Annotated in this window: 10 protein-coding genes; 5 read left to right on the top strand and 5 right to left on the bottom strand. The window is 51.3% G+C overall.

The window, feature by feature from the left end; genetic code table 11:
- Nucleotides 1-148: 148 nt before the first annotated feature.
- A complete protein-coding gene (locus Enr17x_RS25305) occupies nucleotides 149-856 on the bottom strand; it encodes an LON peptidase substrate-binding domain-containing protein (RefSeq protein ID WP_145312581.1) in 708 nt (235 codons plus the stop codon).
- 135 nt (nucleotides 857-991) lie between these two features.
- On the opposite strand from Enr17x_RS25305, the gene nth reads away from it, so the two are divergent.
- A complete protein-coding gene (nth, locus tag Enr17x_RS25300; protein WP_232100856.1) occupies nucleotides 992-1693 on the top strand; it encodes an endonuclease III in 702 nt (233 codons plus the stop codon).
- 141 nt (nucleotides 1694-1834) lie between these two features.
- Complete coding sequence (gene dcd / locus Enr17x_RS25295; protein WP_145312579.1) at nucleotides 1835-2416, top strand: dCTP deaminase; 582 nt, start codon at nucleotides 1835-1837, stop codon at nucleotides 2414-2416.
- A 99-nt stretch (nucleotides 2417-2515) separates the two neighbouring features.
- Here the strand turns inward: dcd and Enr17x_RS25290 are convergent, their stop codons facing one another.
- The 3 genes from Enr17x_RS25290 to Enr17x_RS25280 all read right to left on the bottom strand — a co-directional run bounded on the left by Enr17x_RS25290 (nucleotide 2516) and on the right by Enr17x_RS25280 (nucleotide 7300).
- Complete coding sequence (locus Enr17x_RS25290; RefSeq protein ID WP_145312577.1) at nucleotides 2516-3538, bottom strand: 2-oxoacid:ferredoxin oxidoreductase subunit beta; 1023 nt, start codon at nucleotides 3536-3538, stop codon at nucleotides 2516-2518.
- A 77-nt stretch (nucleotides 3539-3615) separates the two neighbouring features.
- Nucleotides 3616-5484 (bottom strand): 2-oxoacid:acceptor oxidoreductase subunit alpha, encoded by a 1869-nt coding sequence (locus Enr17x_RS25285; protein WP_145312575.1) that lies wholly within the window; start codon nucleotides 5482-5484, stop codon nucleotides 3616-3618.
- Between the two features lie 733 nt (nucleotides 5485-6217).
- Nucleotides 6218-7300 (bottom strand): class I SAM-dependent methyltransferase, encoded by a 1083-nt coding sequence (locus Enr17x_RS25280; RefSeq protein WP_145312573.1) that lies wholly within the window; start codon nucleotides 7298-7300, stop codon nucleotides 6218-6220.
- A gap of 328 nt (nucleotides 7301-7628) precedes the next feature.
- Here Enr17x_RS25280 and Enr17x_RS25275 point away from each other — a divergent pair, with 328 nt between their 5' ends.
- The 3 genes from Enr17x_RS25275 (at nucleotide 7629) to Enr17x_RS25265 (ending at nucleotide 16645) form a co-directional block, all read left to right on the top strand.
- Complete coding sequence (locus Enr17x_RS25275; protein WP_198000791.1) at nucleotides 7629-10937, top strand: DUF4838 domain-containing protein; 3309 nt, start codon at nucleotides 7629-7631, stop codon at nucleotides 10935-10937.
- Between the two features lie 1067 nt (nucleotides 10938-12004).
- Complete coding sequence (locus Enr17x_RS25270) at nucleotides 12005-12361, top strand: BlaI/MecI/CopY family transcriptional regulator (protein ID WP_145312568.1); 357 nt, start codon at nucleotides 12005-12007, stop codon at nucleotides 12359-12361.
- 63 nt (nucleotides 12362-12424) lie between these two features.
- Complete coding sequence (locus Enr17x_RS25265; RefSeq protein WP_145312567.1) at nucleotides 12425-16645, top strand: M56 family metallopeptidase; 4221 nt, start codon at nucleotides 12425-12427, stop codon at nucleotides 16643-16645.
- Nucleotides 16646-16654: 9 nt separating this feature from the next.
- Here Enr17x_RS25265 and Enr17x_RS25260 read toward each other — a convergent pair whose 3' ends face one another.
- Entirely contained in the window at nucleotides 16655-17926 is a 1272-nt protein-coding gene (locus Enr17x_RS25260) for a sialidase family protein (RefSeq protein WP_145312565.1), read from the bottom strand.
- Nucleotides 17927-17950: the final 24 nt, after the last annotated feature.

Raw genomic sequence — 17950 nt, 5'->3', positions numbered from 1 at the left:
CAAAATCGTCAAAGGCAAACAGCGGGCTGCATCAGGAGTCAGGCAGCCATTCAACAGAGAACCTTATCTTAAGTGACCGGGGATGCTGTCACAAGGAGTTTCGCCGAAACGGAAGTAAGATCTGTCCGACCTGCATCCGGCTTTCTGTTCAGTTCTGGCTGAATTCCAGCGAGAGTGCGCCGGCGAACGGATTGCGCTGTTGTTCGCGAAGCTTTGCTTTGAGAAAGCTCAGCAGGAGATCACTGCGCAAATCGACGTCATGTTCCTGCAGAATTAATTGAGACAGGACCGGCTCCAGCTTGATCGTGCCGGCGAGAATGTCACATAGTTTGCCGAGCGTGATATCACGCTGCAGCATATGATAATAAGTGGGGTCGTTTGCCTGTTCCAGAAAGATGCTGGCGTACTGCTGCAGTAATTCGAACTGGCGATGTTCACGTTGGATGACCGGTTGATCGACATAAAAGTCGGGCTTCAGTTCGAGAATTGCTTTACGATACGGGCGATCTGAGTTTTGTAATGTAACCGATTTTGCGCGGCAGATACCTTGCAGGAGCAGCGAATAATCGCCCGACTCCAGTTGACAGGGCGCCACGATAGAGGCCAGGCAGACCGAGTCGATCTCAGTGGAAGGCTTTCTGTGCGATCGAGGATCGCCGCTTGTGCGTTTCAGGGAAACCGCGACGAAAGCATCTGCCGCTAATGCTTCCGCAATCAATTGACAATCGGCGGTAGCGGTGATTCTCAGTGAGAGCACCGATTCCGGCAGGAGCACACAATTCTCCAGTTCCAACACAGGAACGGTGCCTGAAAATGTTTTGAGTCGTTGCTCTAAAAGCTCGCTAAATGCTGTCATTGTATATTTCTATACTTCATTCATTGAAAAACAAACCGTGGTCCCACATACTGAGACGCACAACGAAACACGGCTGAGTGAGATCAGATATGCCAGCCAGACTAGCACTCCAATTTGGGAATTGTCACGGAAAATATGGCGAAAAAACAAACGCAGGCTGCGAAGACTTCCGGTTATGTCGGATCGCTTGATGACAAAAAGAAACATGCCCGCAAAATCGCGCGCGGTCTTGCTAAATTATTCCCCGAACCGGAGTGTGCGTTGATTCATGATTCGCCGTTCCAACTGCTGGTTGCTACGATTCTGTCGGCGCAGTGCACTGACGAACGTGTGAATGCGACCACGCCGACGCTGTTCAAGAAGTACCCGACCGCCGCCAAGCTGGCTGCCAGTAAACAGGCGGATGTCGAGAAGATTGTCTATCCGCTCGGTTTCTTCCGTGCGAAAGCGACGAATATCCGCAAGATGGCGCAGGCTTTGACGGATGAATATGAAGGCGAAGTCCCTCGCACGCTCAAAGAACTGGTAGCGCTGCCCGGCGTGGGACGCAAGACGGCGAACGTAGTTTTAGGCACGGCTTTTGGAATTCCCAGTGGTGTCGTCGTCGACACGCATGTGAAACGTATCTGTAATATCTTCGGGCTCACGACCAGCAAGAATCCGGAAATCATTGAGCGTGACTTAATCGAAGTCCTGCCCAAAAAAGAATGGATCGCGTTTTCTCACCGTGTGATCTTGCACGGCCGCGCCACCTGTGTGGCTCGAAAGCCGCGCTGCACCGAATGTGCTTTGTTAAAAATCTGCCCGCGGATCGGGTTGAAGCCTCTTAAAGAATAGAGCTTGTCTCTTACGCAATTCAGAGTACTTGGTACTGTTTCTGAAAACATCCGTCTGAACCGTTGAAAGCCACATCTCTGCGGTTTATGTTTCCTGTATGCAGAACCTATTTTCTACTTCTTCGCAGCTAACGAGAACCCCATGATTCTGACCGGGAAAGAGATCAAAGCACGCCTGGGCAAAGATATTGTCATTGAGCCTTATCACGATAAATATCTGAACCCTAATAGCTATAACCTGTGTCTGCATAACGAGTTGATGGTCTACGAAGAAATCGTACTGGACATGGCTCGTCCCAATCGTCTGGGAAAATACGTCATTCCGGAAGAGGGCATGGTGCTTCACCCGGGGCAACTCTATCTGGGGCGAACAATCGAGCGGACGGAAACACACAATCTGGTGCCGCTGCTTGAAGGTCGCTCTTCAATTGGCCGTCTGGGCATTTCTGTACACGCGACCGCTGGCGTAGGCGACATCGGATTCTGTGGCTATTGGACATTGGAAATTACTGTTGCCCAGCCCGTTCGTATTTATGCAGGCATTGCGATCTGTCAGATCATTTACAATGTACCGATTGGGGAAATTGTCGAATATAACAGCGACAAGTACCAGAACAACAAAGGCATTCAGCCCAGTTTGTTGTTCAAAGAACTGGACCCTACCGAGACCCGCCAGATGCGACTGTCCTTCGGCGAAGAAGAAGCCGCGAAAAAAAACGGCTGATCTGCTGAGCCAGTCAGAAAACAAACACGTCAGATACAAAAAAAGACGTCACCGATGAAAACGGTGACGTCTTTTTTTCATGACTCTGATAAGGAACGCTTACACGGTCCAGGTATCGCCGGTATTAAACAGTTCTTCCAGGTCCCCTTCTCCATTGCGTTCGGTCGCCGAGGCGACCTGATCATAGACCGCTTCGTTGTAGGTTGGGTGCTCAACGCAACGGAAGACGCCCATCGGTTCGGGCATTTCCGGATGACGCATACTGGCCAGGAGAAACGCCAGATTCATATCTTCTGACTTTTCATCGTGGAACAACAGGTCGTCTTCGGTGACCCCTTTACCCAGTTCAACGACTTCCGGTTGATCATGGCTGTTGAGACGAATCCCTTTATCCCGTTCTTTGCCGAAGATCAGCGGCTTGCCATGCTCGAGGTAGATCACGTTCTCTTCTTTCTTGCCTTTCTTGGAAGCAAATTCGAAGGCGCCGGAGTTAAACACGTTACAGTCCTGATAGACTTCAACGAATGCAGACCCTTTGTGCTTGGCAGCTCGTTCGAGCACGCTGCAAAGATGCTTGATGTCGACATCCACCGAACGGGCGGCAAACGTGGCACGGGCACCAATGGCGACCGATAGCGGGTTTAATGGACGATCAACCGAGCCGAACGGCGTACTTTTAGTTTTCGTTCCCATTGGGCTGGTGGGCGAGTATTGCCCTTTGGTCAAGCCGTAAATCTGGTTGTTGAACAGAATCACTTTCAAGTCCACGTTACGACGCAGGACGTGCATAAAGTGGTTCCCACCGATAGACAGCGAATCGCCGTCACCGGTAATAACCCAGACCTGAAGCTCAGGATTCGCCAGTTTGACCCCGGTAGCGACTGCAGGAGCGCGACCGTGAATACTGTGCATTCCGTAGGTGTCCATGTAATATGGAAAACGGCTGGAGCAGCCAATTCCCGAAACAAACACGAACTTTTCTTTAGGAATGCCCAGGGTTGGTAGAACTTTTTTCATCTGGGCGAGAATGGAATAATCGCCGCAGCGCGGGCACCAGCGAATTTCCTGATCGCTGGCAAAGTCTTTAGGAGAGAGGACGGGCAATGGGACGTCTACACTCATTTTTTCGATCCTTAAACGCAATAACTCGTTGCTTAAAGTTGCATGTAATTTTAGGGGAGATCTGACTGAACCGGAAACTATTTCTCGTCAATCATCTCTCTGATTTTTTCTTTGACTTCACTGATCAGGAACGGTTTTCCCTGGACCTTATTCAAGCCGACGGCGTCAGCCAGATAAGTGCCACGAATGATCATGCGTAATTGCCCGGTGTTTAATTCGGGAATCAGAACTTTCTTGTACTGTTTAATCAGATCGCCCAGATTTTTGGGGAACGGATTCAGGTAGCGAATGTGGGCGTGGGCTACGGACAAGCCTTCCTGGACGGACTGTTTGACCGCAGTGCGAACTGCACCATAGGTTCCACCCCAGCTGATCACCAGCAGATCACCCGATTCGGGTCCTTCCACAGTCTGTTCCGGAATGAAGTCGGCAATCCCGGCGATTTTCTCTGCCCGGAGTGTGGTCATGAACTGGTGATTCTCGGGCGAGTAATTCACGTTGCCGGTGACGTCTGATTTTTCCAGACCACCGACACGGTGTTCACAGCCGGGCGTGCCAGGCACGACCCAGGGACGGGCCTTCTTTTCATCCCGCAGGTACGGCATGAATGGCTCGTCGCCCTGTTTGTTCTCGTGAGAAACTTTAATCGGCTTCAAGCTGGAGATGTCAGGAATCTTCCATGGCTCTGCTCCGTTCGCGATATAACCATCACTAAGCAGCAGCACAGGTGTCATGAATTCGACGGCGATGCGTAATGCTTCCTGTGCCATCTCGAAACAGTCGGCAGGTGAAGCCGGTGCGACCAGTGGCATGGGACAATCGCCGTTGCGACCAAACATGCACATATAGAGGTCGGACTGTTCTGTTTTTGTGGGCAGTCCAGTACTGGGACCGCCGCGTTGCACGTCGACCACCACCAGCGGCAATTCCATAATCGCAGCCAGGCCCATGCCTTCCCCTTTGAGGGCAATCCCGGGTCCACTGCTGGCAGTAATTGCCAGATCGCCCGCATAAGAGGCACCGACAACACTGGTGATCGCAGCGATTTCATCTTCGGCCTGAAACGTGACGACGTCGAAATTTTTCAGTTTGGAAAGTTCGTGCAGAATATCACTGGCGGGAGTAATCGGATATCCGCCGTAAAATAGTTGTTTGCCGGCCAGTTTCGCAGCCGTCACAAAACCGAATGCCAGCGCTTCGTTTCCGGTGACCTTACGGTAGTTTCCGGGTGGCAGATCAGCGGGGTCAACGCGGTAATGAACGGTGATCGCTTCGGTGGTGATGCCATAGTTATAGCCGGCGTGTAATGCTTTGAGGTTCGCGTCCACCAGTTCCGGTTTCTTGGCGAACTTGGTTTTGACCCACTCTTCGGTGGGGGTCGCATCGCGTTGGTAGAGCCAGTAGACCAGCCCCATCGCGAAAAAGTTTTTGCAGCGTTCGGCTTCACGCGGCGAAAGACCCAGCTCCGCCACCGCATCCCGCGTCAGGCTGGTCATGGGAACTTTCTGTACCTGGTATGCTGCCAGTGATTCTTCATCGTCGAGCGGATTACTTTCGTAACCGGCTTTGGAAAGGTTGCTTTTTTCGAAAGCGTCTTCGTTGACGATCAGAGTGCCGCCCCGTTTGAGATCGGCCACATTGGTTTTCAAGGCAGCCGGGTTCATGGCAACCAGCGTATCGACTTCATCTCCGGGAGTGAAAATATCACTGCTGGAAAAACAGATCTGAAAACCACTCACGCCGCCCAGTGTACCGGCGGGTGCGCGAATTTCTGCAGGGAAGTCGGGCAATGTGCTGACGTCATTACCGAACACAGCCGACACATTCGTGAACTGCGTGCCGGCTAACTGCATCCCATCGCCACTATCTCCACAAAAACGAATTACAACAGCATCCAGCTGCTCGCTGAGTTTGCCATTTGCACCAGGCACGTCTGTGGTCGCCATTCTGATTTTTACTCCCCGGTAGTCGCCTCAATTCAGGCGGTACAGTCTCGGTTGATTGAAAAATAAAATTGTTTGTATTGGTGATCGTTGCGCCCGTTTTCCCGCAGACGGAAACTCAGGTCCCGAAGTCTGGCCCTGTTAACAAATAACGGAAAACCAGACAATCAATCACTGAAAATATGAAACCATGGAAAACGCGAGGTGTTCTCTCAGACATGATACGAGCCTGATTTAACGTGACTCGCAAGGAGGGAAAGACGCAGGAGTATTTCACACTTGGTTTTCACAAATTAATGAATCGTTTCGTCTGGAAGGGCGATTCCCTCTCAAATACCAATGGAGCATCGAGATTCCAGCTTCAGACGTCCGTGTTCTCCACTACTGTTTGTTCACCATTGTTCCGTCAAACGGTAAACTCAACGCAATAGATTTATTCCTTATAATCGGCATTCTTGCATCAAAATCAACACCTGGAAAGGCCTTAAATAGCACATTCTTCAGTGATTCTTGAGATTTTTTCTCTTCAGAGACACCAATATCTCAACTTACTGAGATTATAGGCATCGGCACCACACATCCAATTAAAAGTCTACATGAATATCTCATTTTAATTGTAAACAATTTGTCAGTTCAATCGGTGGCCGCTGATTTCAACGAAATTCCAATAAAACAGGGAGCAGAAACCGATGGATTTCTGCTCCTTGGGAAGACACCGAAAAAGGGGATTCGGTCATCACATTTTTGTCATCACGTAAAAATAATTCATAATGTCGTGAGGCAGTTCCTGTACATCGATATTATTGAAGCCCGCCTCTTCCAGCATCTGGCAGGCGAGTTCTTTGCCCCAGCAGGTTCCCAGCCCCGCACCATCCTGTGCGAGTGAGACGGTCATGCAGTGCATGGTAGAAATCGTATAAAACATCGGCCCCAGGGGATTGTCGATGTTTTCCTCCACATTGCTTGAAGCGGCAATGTCCTGCATCAGAAAGGTGCCTCCCGGCTTCAGGGCCGCGTTAACTTCGCGCAACACCTGATCCGGCTTGGCTTGATCGTGAATCACGTCAAAGGCGGTGATTAAATCGAACGTATTAGCTGCGTTCATTTGCGAAACATCCTGCACCTGGAACGTCACATTCGAGACGCCCCGCTTTACAGCAAATTTTTTGGCCCGTCCGATCGATTCCTCCGAGATGTCAAAGCCGGTAAAGCGACTCTTGGGATACATGGCTGCCATCTCGATCAAAGCCAGACCGCTGCCGCAGCCAATGTCCAGCGCGTCGATGCCCGCTTTCAGTTTGTCTTCCAGTCCGGGTACCAGCGGCAGAATATGTTCGAACAGACCACAGACGACCGAATTATAACTATCCTCCGCCATCACTTCATGGAAGCGGGCGAAGTCGGAATAAGGAACGCCGCCCCCTTCTTCAAAGCAGTTCAGGATTTTGTCTTCGACAGTTCCCAGAACCGAAAACCACTGCATCGTTGTGGCAAAATTATTGGAACCCGCAGCTCGCGTCAAAAGTGCTGCATGTTCGGCGGGTAGAAAATAGGTTTTTAATACCGGGTCGTATTCCACGATTCCGCCAGTGACCATCGCGCCCAGCCATTCGCGAACATAACGTTCGTTTAAACCGGCCTGCTCCGCGATTTGTTCGCTGGTGGCGTGTTCCATCTCACTCATAATGTCAAACAGTCTTGCCCGGTGCCCCAGTGAAAGCATCAGTGAGATGGCGCTGTTATTCACAATTTGCAACAGTTTCTGTCCGAATTCATCGGTCCGCTCTGCATCGATATTCAAATTACAGTTATTACACATCGTAAATCCCTCTCTCCCTAATTAGATCTGACTTGAATCATAAAAAATTTGTTCGTGTTTCATTTACAGAGTGGCCCGCCTCGCAGTGGCCCGCGATGTCGCGTTATATCTACAGAGCGAAAATTGAGACGACATGTTACCTGTTTTCTAAAAAAATACGATGTGAAAACAAAGAAACGCGATAACCATAACCGGGTTCGCTACTTAGGGCCGAATACAATTTGTGGAATTCAGAATTTGGTTCTTGAGATCGTCACCAGAGTTCATCAAAATGAAGGGCATTTTCAATGCTCACCCGAACGCCCTCCCTCAAAAAGTGAGACACACTATGCTCAAACAGGCTTTGCTGGCTGGTTTCCTCTTTTGCATTTGTCTTCACCCTGCACTCTCGTCTGCCACAGAACGCTTTCTGGTGGAACAGGGGCAGCCGCGTGCGGAGATTATCATTTCCAGCAAACCGCCGCGAACGACGAGACTCGCAGCGCAGGAACTGCAGACTTATCTCGAAAAAATTTCCGGCACGAAGTTACAGATCGTCACCGAGCCGACCGGCAGCATGCCCGTTTCGATTTTCGTCGGTCGCAGTGCACACACCGAGCAGCGCGGCATCACGGACACAGAGCTGAAGTTTGGCGCGTATCGGATTGTCTCCGGCGAGAACTGGCTGGCGCTGATCGGTGACGATACCGACTTTGTCCCGATTGAACCCTGGCCACGCAATAACAAAGAAATTGTCAGTGGGAAAGCACAGCAGGCATGGGATGCGATTACCGGGAAACACTGGGGGTATCCGCATTCGCAGATTTATAAGCATTACACTGGTCCCACTCGACTGTTCGGTACGCCGAATGAACAGCAGGTCGACAAAAACGGAAACGTCAATGTCTGGGGCTTTGATGAACGGGGTTCGTTCAATGCTGTCTGCGGTTTTCTGCGCGGCCTGGGAGTCCGCTGGTATCTACCGGGCGAGTTGGGCGAGATTGTGCCAACAATGAAAAGTCTCCCGTTGCCCGCCATCGACGAGACCGTGCATCCAGATTTTCCCTTGAGGACGATTAACTTTCGCTTTGGAACCTACGGTCGTGAAGCGGCGATGTGGGCCATGCATCTGGGAGTGCGACAGCCGTTTGGACGGCAGGCTGCCCACGGCCTGGATCATATGACACATAACGAACAGACGTTGAAAGATCACCCGGAATGGTTTGCCCTGTACGGCGACAAACGCGATACACAACCCGGAAAACGACTGAATCAGCTCTGTTACTCGAACGAGGAATTGTTCCAGGAAACCGTGCGTTACGCGCGGGCGCAGTTTGATCATTTTGATATGGACGCCGTTTCGATCATGCCCCCGGACGGATACACGGCCATCTGTCAATGTGAACAATGCCAGGGGAAAGATACGCCCGAACGAGGCTACCGCGGCGCCTTTTCCGATTATGTCTGGGAGTTCGTGAACCGTGTTGCCAAAGAAGTCGGCAAAACTCATCCCGATAAAAAGATTTCCAACTGCGCCTATGGGACCTATACGCAGCCTCCGCTCAACATCGAAAAGCTGGAGCCGAACGTGCAGGTGATTATCGTCGGTGGACGTCGTCCCACCAATGCCGACCGCGAGGAACTCAGTAAGCTGCGTGCGGACTGGGTCAGGAAAACCGACAACCCGCTGGTCATTTTCGAGAACTACCCCTTCACGGCACGCGGGTTTTATTTGCCCGCTTATATTCCCCGCACGTTGGGCGAAAGCATCAACGAAACCAAAGGCATTTCGCGCGGCGAAGACATCTGGCTGTCGATGGACCTCAGTGAAAACGGCATCGGTTATAACCACTTTCTGATTTATTTCACCGCGCGAATGTACTGGGGTGGCAAGGACCAGGATGCGGTCCAGATGTTTGATGAATACTGTCGCCTGTTCTACGGCCCCGCTGCCGGGGAAATGAAAGCTTTCTTTGATTATTGTGAATCGCACTGGCGCGAAATGGAACACGAGGCCGACAAAGCCAATCGCGCGCTGGAACTGTTTGCCATGGCACAGAACAAAGTCAACACCGACACGGTCTATAGCCAACGGATTCAGTTGGTTGATAATTTTCTCAACGGACTGCGCAACAAGAGCCGGCTGCTTGCCCAGAAACGGGGACCGGTGCCAACCTTGCGTCTGGTGGGGGATTCACGCGGCGAGATTGTCATTGATGGTAAACTGGATGACGCCCTCTGGCAAAAGTGTCCCACCGCATCCACGGGAGGGTTAAGAGAACTTCAGACTGGACGCTTGCCTGTCTATGGAACGGTGGTTAAATCGTTGTGGGTTGGTAATCAGCTTTATTTCGCCATTCGTTGTGAAGAAGCACCGGGAGAGAAGCCGAATATCACTACGACCAAAAAGGAAGACCCAGCCCTCTGGTACGGCGATGCAGTCGAAATTCTGCTGGCAACCGAGTCGCATAACTATTACCAGATCGCCATCAATCCCGCTGGTGCGCTAATCGATCTGGATCGTGGAACAGAGAAAAACAAATGGTACCAATGGGACTCGCAGGCCGAGGTAGCGACCGAAATTGGCGACGGATATTGGACGGTCGAGATTCGGATTCCCGTGGTCGAAGATGAAAATGACCCCCTGCATCAGGTGATTGGACACAAGCCAACGGTCAGCCTGCCCTGGTTCATCAATGTCTGTCGCCAACGGATTCGAGAGAACGGTGCCGAGTTTTCTGCGTTTGCACCAACGGGGGCAACGGGATTCCATAAGCCGCTCAAGTTTGCGCACTTTTTTCGGGGACGCTCTCATCAGTTTGAAGCGGATCCGAGTGTGTCCGATTATCTGATCGCCAGTCGGGAGGCAGAGAAGTTAATACGAAGTCGAAAAACAGACAAGGCGCTGGCCGCGTTTCTTGCGTTATCCAAAGAAAAGAAAATTACGGAACTGCAGAAATCAAAGGCTCTGGAACAGGCGGCCCTGTGTGCGCGGAATCTGAAGGACTACGAACAGGCATCCGAGATCGCCGAAGCGATTCCCCTGGACTCGGTTCGTAAAACCGTGCAGATGGAGAATCTGCTGGCCCAGCGCGAATACGAGGATGTCTTAAAACAGTTCGGAGAGGAGAACTTGGGGCAGTGGCCGTTCTGGCAGAGGGGAGACGCCGCGTTTGCAAGAGGACGGGCTTACTTCAGTTTGAACAACGGTGAACAAGCAGAAGCCGATTTGCGCACTGCTTTGCAGTTCACCTCTGACAGTCGCCGTCGTACGAGTATTCTGCTCACTACCGCGATCAACCGCGAACGGAATCTGAAAGATGACAGCGCCGCGCTGGACGCGTATCGAAAGAACTTTGAAGGCGTGGGACGTGTGGGAGCATCTGAGCAGTTCCAGTCGATCGAAGGGGCAGTGCGCATCCTGACGCGACAGGGAAAATATGAGGCAGCACTGGTGGCTTTAGATCGGGCCAACATTGAAAAGCTCAAAGGAGTCTGGCACGATACGATGCTGTTAGCCAAAGCCAGAACCCTGGCAGCCGCAGGTAAAAAAGCAGACGCCAGCAAATTGTATCAGCAGATTCTGGTTGACGAGTCTGCCGCACAGCGATTCAAAGTCGAAGCCCGTGAGCAGTTGGAACGGTTGCCAGAGAAATAGCGAAGTGTTTTTACCCGTTCTGATCTGTGTCGTGTAGGGGCAGACCCATGTGTCTGCCCGCAGGGTTCGCATTGATCTGCGTTGTCGTGTTCGAATGGTGAAACCAGCCTCAATTGATCGAAAAAGAGTGTTTCGATTTTCGTCAGGCGGGCACACAGGCACCGCCCCTACCTTTCAATAGTCACAGTGAATTAGATTATAAGGCCAGGCAAGGTGATTCGTGTTCTGTGAAGAGAATCTTTTTTTACTACCACGAAAAACACGAAACCTCACGAAAATATCAGGGAATGAGTGTGTGAAATGATTGCATGTTCCTACTGATTTATGTTTGCGTGTGGCACCGTCGGCTTCGTTCACCCAGACAAGGTGACATAAAGAAGTGAGCGGGTCGGCGCTAGCCGCCGGTTGTGATCGATGTGCTTCTGTAATACCGCTACCTAGCGCCATTCCACTCACATTGAGAGGCACAACCAGTGCGCATTGTTCATCTCTCGGCTTCTGTGTCTATTCGATATAACCTTGCTCGGCAGAGGATGCTTTGTGAATTCACAGCTCTCTTCTCTGTTGGTTTATGTGATTTCTCAGTTTCGTCACGATTGAATTTTCTTAATCGGCGTAGTGGGGTCAAGAGGAAGGAGAAATTTTTCATGCGTCAAAACGCGAGGAAACGGGTGCGAATGTGTTTGAATCAGAGTCGAGTGCGGTTGAATGCGGGTCGAAGTGCGTTGATGCGTCGGGTGCAGGTGAGCATGGTTTTGAAAAATCGCTCTGAAACCAGTCACTTTTATAGTGCTCTTTTTGAACCGATGCAGATTAATTCTACTGAATCTGTACTGTTCTCGCGCGCGACGCAGATCGAAGATCATCTAGAACGGTGCGGTCGCGTCAAGGGGACTTTGATCAGCGAGAGACAAAAAGGAAAATCTACTTTTTGTTCTTTCAGGTGGGGCACTTTCAAACAATGTGTGAAAAATACACACATTCGTCTTGCATTATAGGTTGAGGTGTGAAATGATCACAGTTCGATGTAGTCTAACCCTATTGAGTTTTTGATCAGAGGCACTGTGATGGATCAACCTAATCAAAATGAACTGGAGATACTGCGTCTGTTATGGGAAGACGCACCACAGAAACCGGCAGCGATTCAGGCCGCGTTCGGCTGGGACATTGATAATGGCACGTTGCGCAGTGTGCTCGTGGGCATGGTCGAGCGTGGATTACTGACGCGAAAACGCGAAGGGCGAGCGTATGTCTATTCCCCTAAATTACGACGCGAGACTCACTTTCGCCAGATGGTGCGGCGGCTGGCCGAAGTCTTTACCGGCGGTTCCACCGGACAATTGTTGATGGAATTGGCCGAGAAAGAACGGCTCACTCCTGAGGAACTCAGACAGCTGAAGAAAATTGCCAACAGCGAAAAGTAAACGAAAAAAAGAATCACGTTCCTGCCGATCGCCTGGCGTTCTGGCTTTGAAAAGGATACGCAGATGCTGAATTCGAATCCAGCTATCGACATTGTAATCCGACTGAGCATCGTCCTGGCGATTGGCTGGCTGTCACTGCGGGTTTCAGCGAAACAAAATCCGCGCTGGTCGGTGTTGATTACCCGCTGCATGATTATCGCCGGATTTGGGTTCCCCGTGGTTTATGCCTGTCTGCCTGCAACAACGCTCGCTGTCTTACCAGCGCTGTCGGAAGTGGAAGTTTCTCAGCCGATAATGACGATGCCCAAAACTATTGAGACAGTAATACAGGGCACTCCCCCGAATCAACCACTTGAGCAGACATCCGAGAGGATCAGAGAACCAGTCATCGTCGGAACGGAATCAAGCCTGCTGGAGCCTGCCAGACGCGATTCTGAGACGACGGTGATGGTTCCTGAAAACAATGTTGAACCCCCTTCGGTTGCCCCAGGTTCTCCCGTTGGCAGCATCTATGAGAGTCCCCGGAATGAGAGGCAAATCAGTACAATAAAGGGCGGTATAATCCCCGTCGAATCATCTGGCAATAAGTCGGCCGTTTCCCTGTTTGATTGGCTCGGGGTCTGTTGGCTTGCTGGATGTTTCCTGTTGCTGTTGAAAATCGGGTTTCAGATCAGGCAGGCCAAACAGTTGCTGCAAACCTCCCAGGCAGCGTCGGAATTGATTCAATGCGAGTGTGAAATGCTGGCGAGAAATCTGTCCCTGCATTCTGTTCCCCGCGTCTGTGTTTCCACAGCCATCAATGGTCCCTGCACAGCGGGCTTACTGCGGCCCAGTATCTTTCTGCCGGATTCGTGGAGCGAGTCTCTCTCGGATGAGGAACGCCGTGCCGTCTTGATGCATGAACTATCCCATATCGCCGGCTGCGATTCTCTGTGGGATTTACTGTCTCGGATTGTGACCGCACTCTGGTGGTTTCATCCGCTGGTCTGGCGATTGACCTCACAGCATCGCTTGGCGTGTGAGCATATGTCTGATGCATGTGCTGCAGATTCAATTGATGGATTTGATGCCTATCGACAAATGTTGGCGCAGTGGACTTTACGTCGGCAGGGAGCAGAAACGAACTCGACTGTGCTGGCGATGGCAGACCGCTCGTTCATGCTACGAAGACTAAAGTGGCTCGAATCGCCACAGCCATTTGGAACTCTGAGACGGGCTCGTCGTACTGCCGTCCTTCTGATCGCTGTGTTATTCTTCCTCGGCGTGGCTTCAATCAAACTCATTCCCCAGGCCGTTGCACAAAAAACTGAGACTGTTGAACTAGAGCAGAAAACGGAGGACTCGAAACCATCTTCAACAGAACAAGAGAACGCAAAAAAAGAGAACACTGAGAAAAACAGAAAAGAGCAGCCGGGCTTAGTGATCCGCGTCAAAGCCGTTGACGCGAACGGAAAGCCGCTGAAAGATGCATACCCGTTATTGGAAGATTCAAATCTCTTCGGACGAGAATTCAAACGGGACAAAGATCACGTCGGTTATTTTACTTCGCCGGTGCTGAGCCCGGACCGTCGCTGGATGCGGGTCGTTGATGGCAGCGGTGAAGGACCGATTCTGTTTAGTAAGCTGATTGATGTGACGAAGCCGGAACAAGTCACGCAGGATGGGACGATTGTCGCGACCTTGCGTCCCGGCATTCGACTGGAGGGACGCCTCGATGAGAACGTGCCGCGACCGATCAAAAATGGATGCGTTGAACTATACATCAACGAGGGAGAGGGGCATCGAATTGGCGGCTGGACCTGGCAGGATACGGCGTTCGTGAAGAAAGACGGTACCTTTGTATTCGAATCACTGCCCGCAGGCGGGCACGTGCAGATGTTTGCTCTGGTGGAAGGTTTTCAGTCGATCCGGCTTGCAGAAACAACTCTGGCTGAGTATTTAAGGCTGCATGACGCCGGCGATGTCTCGTTACTGGAAGCGTTCAGCAAAGATCCGAATGTTTTCCGACCTCAATTGTTTCCGCTACCGAAAGGACAGGCGAAAACAGAAATTACAGTGCCGTGCACGCGTTCGGCTGCTCTGGATGTGACGGTGTTTCATCCGACGGGTCCCCCGATTTCTGATGCTAAGGTAAAATTTAATCCGCGTGGTCTGTTTCTGGGAGGGAAAGAATTTTTTCCGACCAATGAAGTCCTATCCAAGGCATCTCTTGTCAGACAGCAGGATCCCGTGCAGGCGAAGCGCCTGCACGACTGGGCCAATTCCACTTTTTTAGAGGTGAAGACTGATAGCAAGGGAATCGCCCGTGTGCGCAACCTGCCGACACAGGGGCGACAGAAATTTTATGCCAAGGCCCCAAGGGTCACTATGCCTGCTTATCCTACGATTGATTCGTCGTTTCCCAGTCATTACGCGGTCATTGATCTAACGGCAGAGAAAACGTTACAGCGAACGATCACGATGGAGAATTTGTTGCCGATTGTCTCTCATAAAGTGATCGTGATGGATGACAAGGGGGCGCCTCTACCCATGCTTAAACTGACGGTGAGCGAAATCACATTTAAGAACGCGCCTGACAATTGGCATGTCTGGTCGAAACAACGCTTTGGGACTGTCCCGACAGGAACGACAGATGTCAATGGAAAGGCCAGTCTCCGCCTGCCTCTGAGAGTGAATGATCAAACGGTGACCCGGATGCGAGTGATATTGAAAGGCGACATCAGCCAGGACGTCCCGATTTACAAGCACTTGATGGTTCCCCTCGATTCTGATGAGCGCAGGCATCTGTTGATTGTTTCCAAACCAATAATAAGAGAAATAAAGAATCTGCATGATGTGGAAGTAGAACTGGTTCCCTATGAAACATTCGGCGGGAATTCTCCCAAACAGGTATTGGATGCGTTTAGGAAATCGCCGTCACTGGTTTTGTTCAAACGGTTGTTGGAAACCGTCAACTATGATGCGGCAACGCCGATTCAGATTCAAAGACAGCTGGACTGGGCCGCCCGATCCAGACGGATGCGGGAGGAAGGGACGGACCTGTTTATCCGCTTGAACCAGATGAACTGGGACGTGTATGAGTTGCAAAAATATAAGAAGCTGCCGGACGGGACACAGTACTATAAATATTCGCAGCCGAATTTTTATCGTCAGAATGCGAACGAACGCGAGAAAGAGGAAGATGAGTTTTTCGCTTATCGAACGATTCCGACGGACCGGGGTGAGCGGACCGTGGTTCTCTGCCAGGTTGCGCCTGTCGAGAGACCATTAAAAGCTGCGCAACCTGAAAAACAGACGCCGGGTCAACCAGCGCAACCTCAAGAGCCGGACTGGAAACCGGCTACGCCTGAGCCAAAGAAGGCTCCAGTGGTGGCGTTTGTATTCAATACGTCAGACGGTTCATTGATCCGCAGCTTTGGTGACCCGGTTGAATCTGGCGGGATGGAGATGGAGCCGATTCTGACCTGCATGGGGGGGACGGACGATATTATCCTGTTGACGTCCACTTCAGAAACATTTGGACCATTTAATAAGAAATTGTGCTGTTATCGTATTGGTGCAGAAACCAAGCCGCTGTTGACTGTTTATACAAACAAAAATGTGTTCAGCTGGCACGGGACCTTCAGACCGTCGTCTCCCCTGGCTGAATCAGGCTATGTCGAGTTTGGCCTGGGTGTGCAACAGCTCAAAGGCAAACAATTTGATCGCACACGGGGAGGAATGCTCTCGAACGGGATTGAAGTTCCCCGTAAGATTTATTGGGATGGACGACAAAATCAGTTTATGGGACCTGTGACACAGAGCTATGACGGCGTGCCGCTGTATCAGGTGGTGCCGGAAAAGTCGGCTGAATTTCAGCCGCTGGATATCGCGACAGATGAAATGATGGTGGCAGGGGGACGAGGTTCTTCTCAGAACTGGCATTCTTGGGATGTTTTGATTCCCCACGGTAAAACCGCGCGACTTCGATTCACGCTGGAAGATCAATCAGGAGGCAAACCGGTTGTGCAGGAAATCGCGGAGAAAGAACTTTCTGCGGGGCTTCATAATCTGTCGTTTCAGATCGCCTACCATTCACAGGATGAGGATTTGTCTCAGGTGAAATTTCGCTTTGATGAAAAAACGGTCGAGGAGATCCTCGTCCCTCGTGTTCCCATCGTAACAGATGAACCATCGGTGGCAGGCGCTCCTGTGGTGCGCACTGGTTCGTCTACGATGGTCCTCTTTGATCGACCCACTAAGAAAGCGAATGTCCGATTGGTTTTGAAATTAATCTTGCAGTGAAAAACTTGTTTATTCGGTTGAATCTGTCACGAGTCGATTCGGCTGGTTCCATTTGATGCGACCGAGCAGGACGTTTCCTTTTGCTCCACCGCGAGGCAGCCATTCGCCGACGGTGACGCAGGATTCCTCCGGGCTGAGGTTCGTGACATCGAAGTTGCCCATCAGCGCGACCTTGTTGGGATCGTTCACGCCATCCCCCTGCAGCGGCAGCACCACGCGTTCGGTTTCGCGAATCAGGCACAGTTTCTCTGGATCGACTTGTGCGACCCACAACGGCGAACGCCAGCGGATCACATTTTTGTTCATCGCATCTTTGCGTGTATAAACCAGAAACAGGCCGTCAGAATGGGTGAGCCAGTGCTGTTGTGTGGTCGACATGCCGATTGGTGTGCCATCGTCAAACGCCCACTCCGTTTTTCGATTGTAATTCAAACCATCGGGACTGACCGCGACATAACCATGCAGGTCTTCGGCGCGAATCGTCATGAAGAACTGATCTCCAAAGCGGGTGATCGAAGGTTCGAGCAGACCCCGCCCGACTTCATTTTTCAGGGGCGGTCCCACTTCGATAATTTTCAATTCCGAATCGTCAAACGAACAGCGAACGCCGGCCACCATTCGCGGCTGCTTCCCGGGGCCGAATGTGAATGACATCATGATATTGCCGTTGGGCATTACGATGCGCTGGCCGCAGTTATTGGTATAGATTTCAGCGCCGCGGGGATCATCCCACTTCAGAATCTTCCGTTTCGACCAGGAGCCGTCTTTGTCGCGAGTGACATACACGGGATAACGAGAGAGCTGATCTCCTTTCGCAAACCGGGGACCACGATAAAAGACTACATGACCGAGTGCGAGCACCGACCCGGTTTGCGGATGATATTGAGGCGTGACATCACACACGCCCGCTTTCAATCCCGGATGTTCTTTGACTGCATCACGGCCCAGTGCAGCGATCGGCTTCGGTGGACTCCAGGTTTTGCCTTGATCCGTTGATTCTGTCCAATGGACCTGACCAAAATAATCAGAGCCGCCGATCTCCTGCAGATTCATGAGAAACGTGGGTTGCCCCTTCGCACCGGGAACCATGCACCCCCGCGGATGAAACCAGGTCGCCCCGTAACCATCCCGATTACGAAACAGCGTATTTTTGCTGATCGACTTGATTAACGGTTGAGAAGAAGACTCCGCCTGCACAGTCATAACACCAGAAACCGCAGCCAGGGAAGACAGAGATGTTTGCAGAAAGTTACGACGAGTCAGAGGTGGGATGAATGACATGGCAGGCTTTCTAAAAGTTTGTGG

Source organism: Gimesia fumaroli (assembly GCF_007754425.1).
Classification (GTDB): Bacteria; Planctomycetota; Planctomycetia; order Planctomycetales; family Planctomycetaceae; genus Gimesia; species Gimesia fumaroli.
The sequence above is the reverse complement of the archived record's forward strand: the minus strand, read 5'-3'. Positions and strand labels throughout refer to the sequence as shown.

What these genes read in the sequence shown, in the direction of transcription:
- Enr17x_RS25305 (WP_145312581.1), bottom strand. Translation starts at nt 856, where the DNA reads ATGACAGCATTTAGCGAGCTTTTAGAGCAACGACTCAAAACATTTTCA.
- nth (WP_232100856.1), top strand. Translation starts at nt 992, where the DNA reads ATGGCGAAAAAACAAACGCAGGCTGCGAAGACTTCCGGTTATGTCGGA.
- dcd (WP_145312579.1), top strand. Translation starts at nt 1,835, where the DNA reads ATGATTCTGACCGGGAAAGAGATCAAAGCACGCCTGGGCAAAGATATT.
- Enr17x_RS25290 (WP_145312577.1), bottom strand. Translation starts at nt 3,538, where the DNA reads ATGAGTGTAGACGTCCCATTGCCCGTCCTCTCTCCTAAAGACTTTGCC.
- Enr17x_RS25285 (WP_145312575.1), bottom strand. Translation starts at nt 5,484, where the DNA reads ATGGCGACCACAGACGTGCCTGGTGCAAATGGCAAACTCAGCGAGCAG.
- Enr17x_RS25280 (WP_145312573.1), bottom strand. Translation starts at nt 7,300, where the DNA reads ATGTGTAATAACTGTAATTTGAATATCGATGCAGAGCGGACCGATGAA.
- Enr17x_RS25275 (WP_198000791.1), top strand. Translation starts at nt 7,629, where the DNA reads ATGCTCAAACAGGCTTTGCTGGCTGGTTTCCTCTTTTGCATTTGTCTT.
- Enr17x_RS25270 (WP_145312568.1), top strand. Translation starts at nt 12,005, where the DNA reads ATGGATCAACCTAATCAAAATGAACTGGAGATACTGCGTCTGTTATGG.
- Enr17x_RS25265 (WP_145312567.1), top strand. Translation starts at nt 12,425, where the DNA reads ATGCTGAATTCGAATCCAGCTATCGACATTGTAATCCGACTGAGCATC.
- Enr17x_RS25260 (WP_145312565.1), bottom strand. Translation starts at nt 17,926, where the DNA reads ATGTCATTCATCCCACCTCTGACTCGTCGTAACTTTCTGCAAACATCT.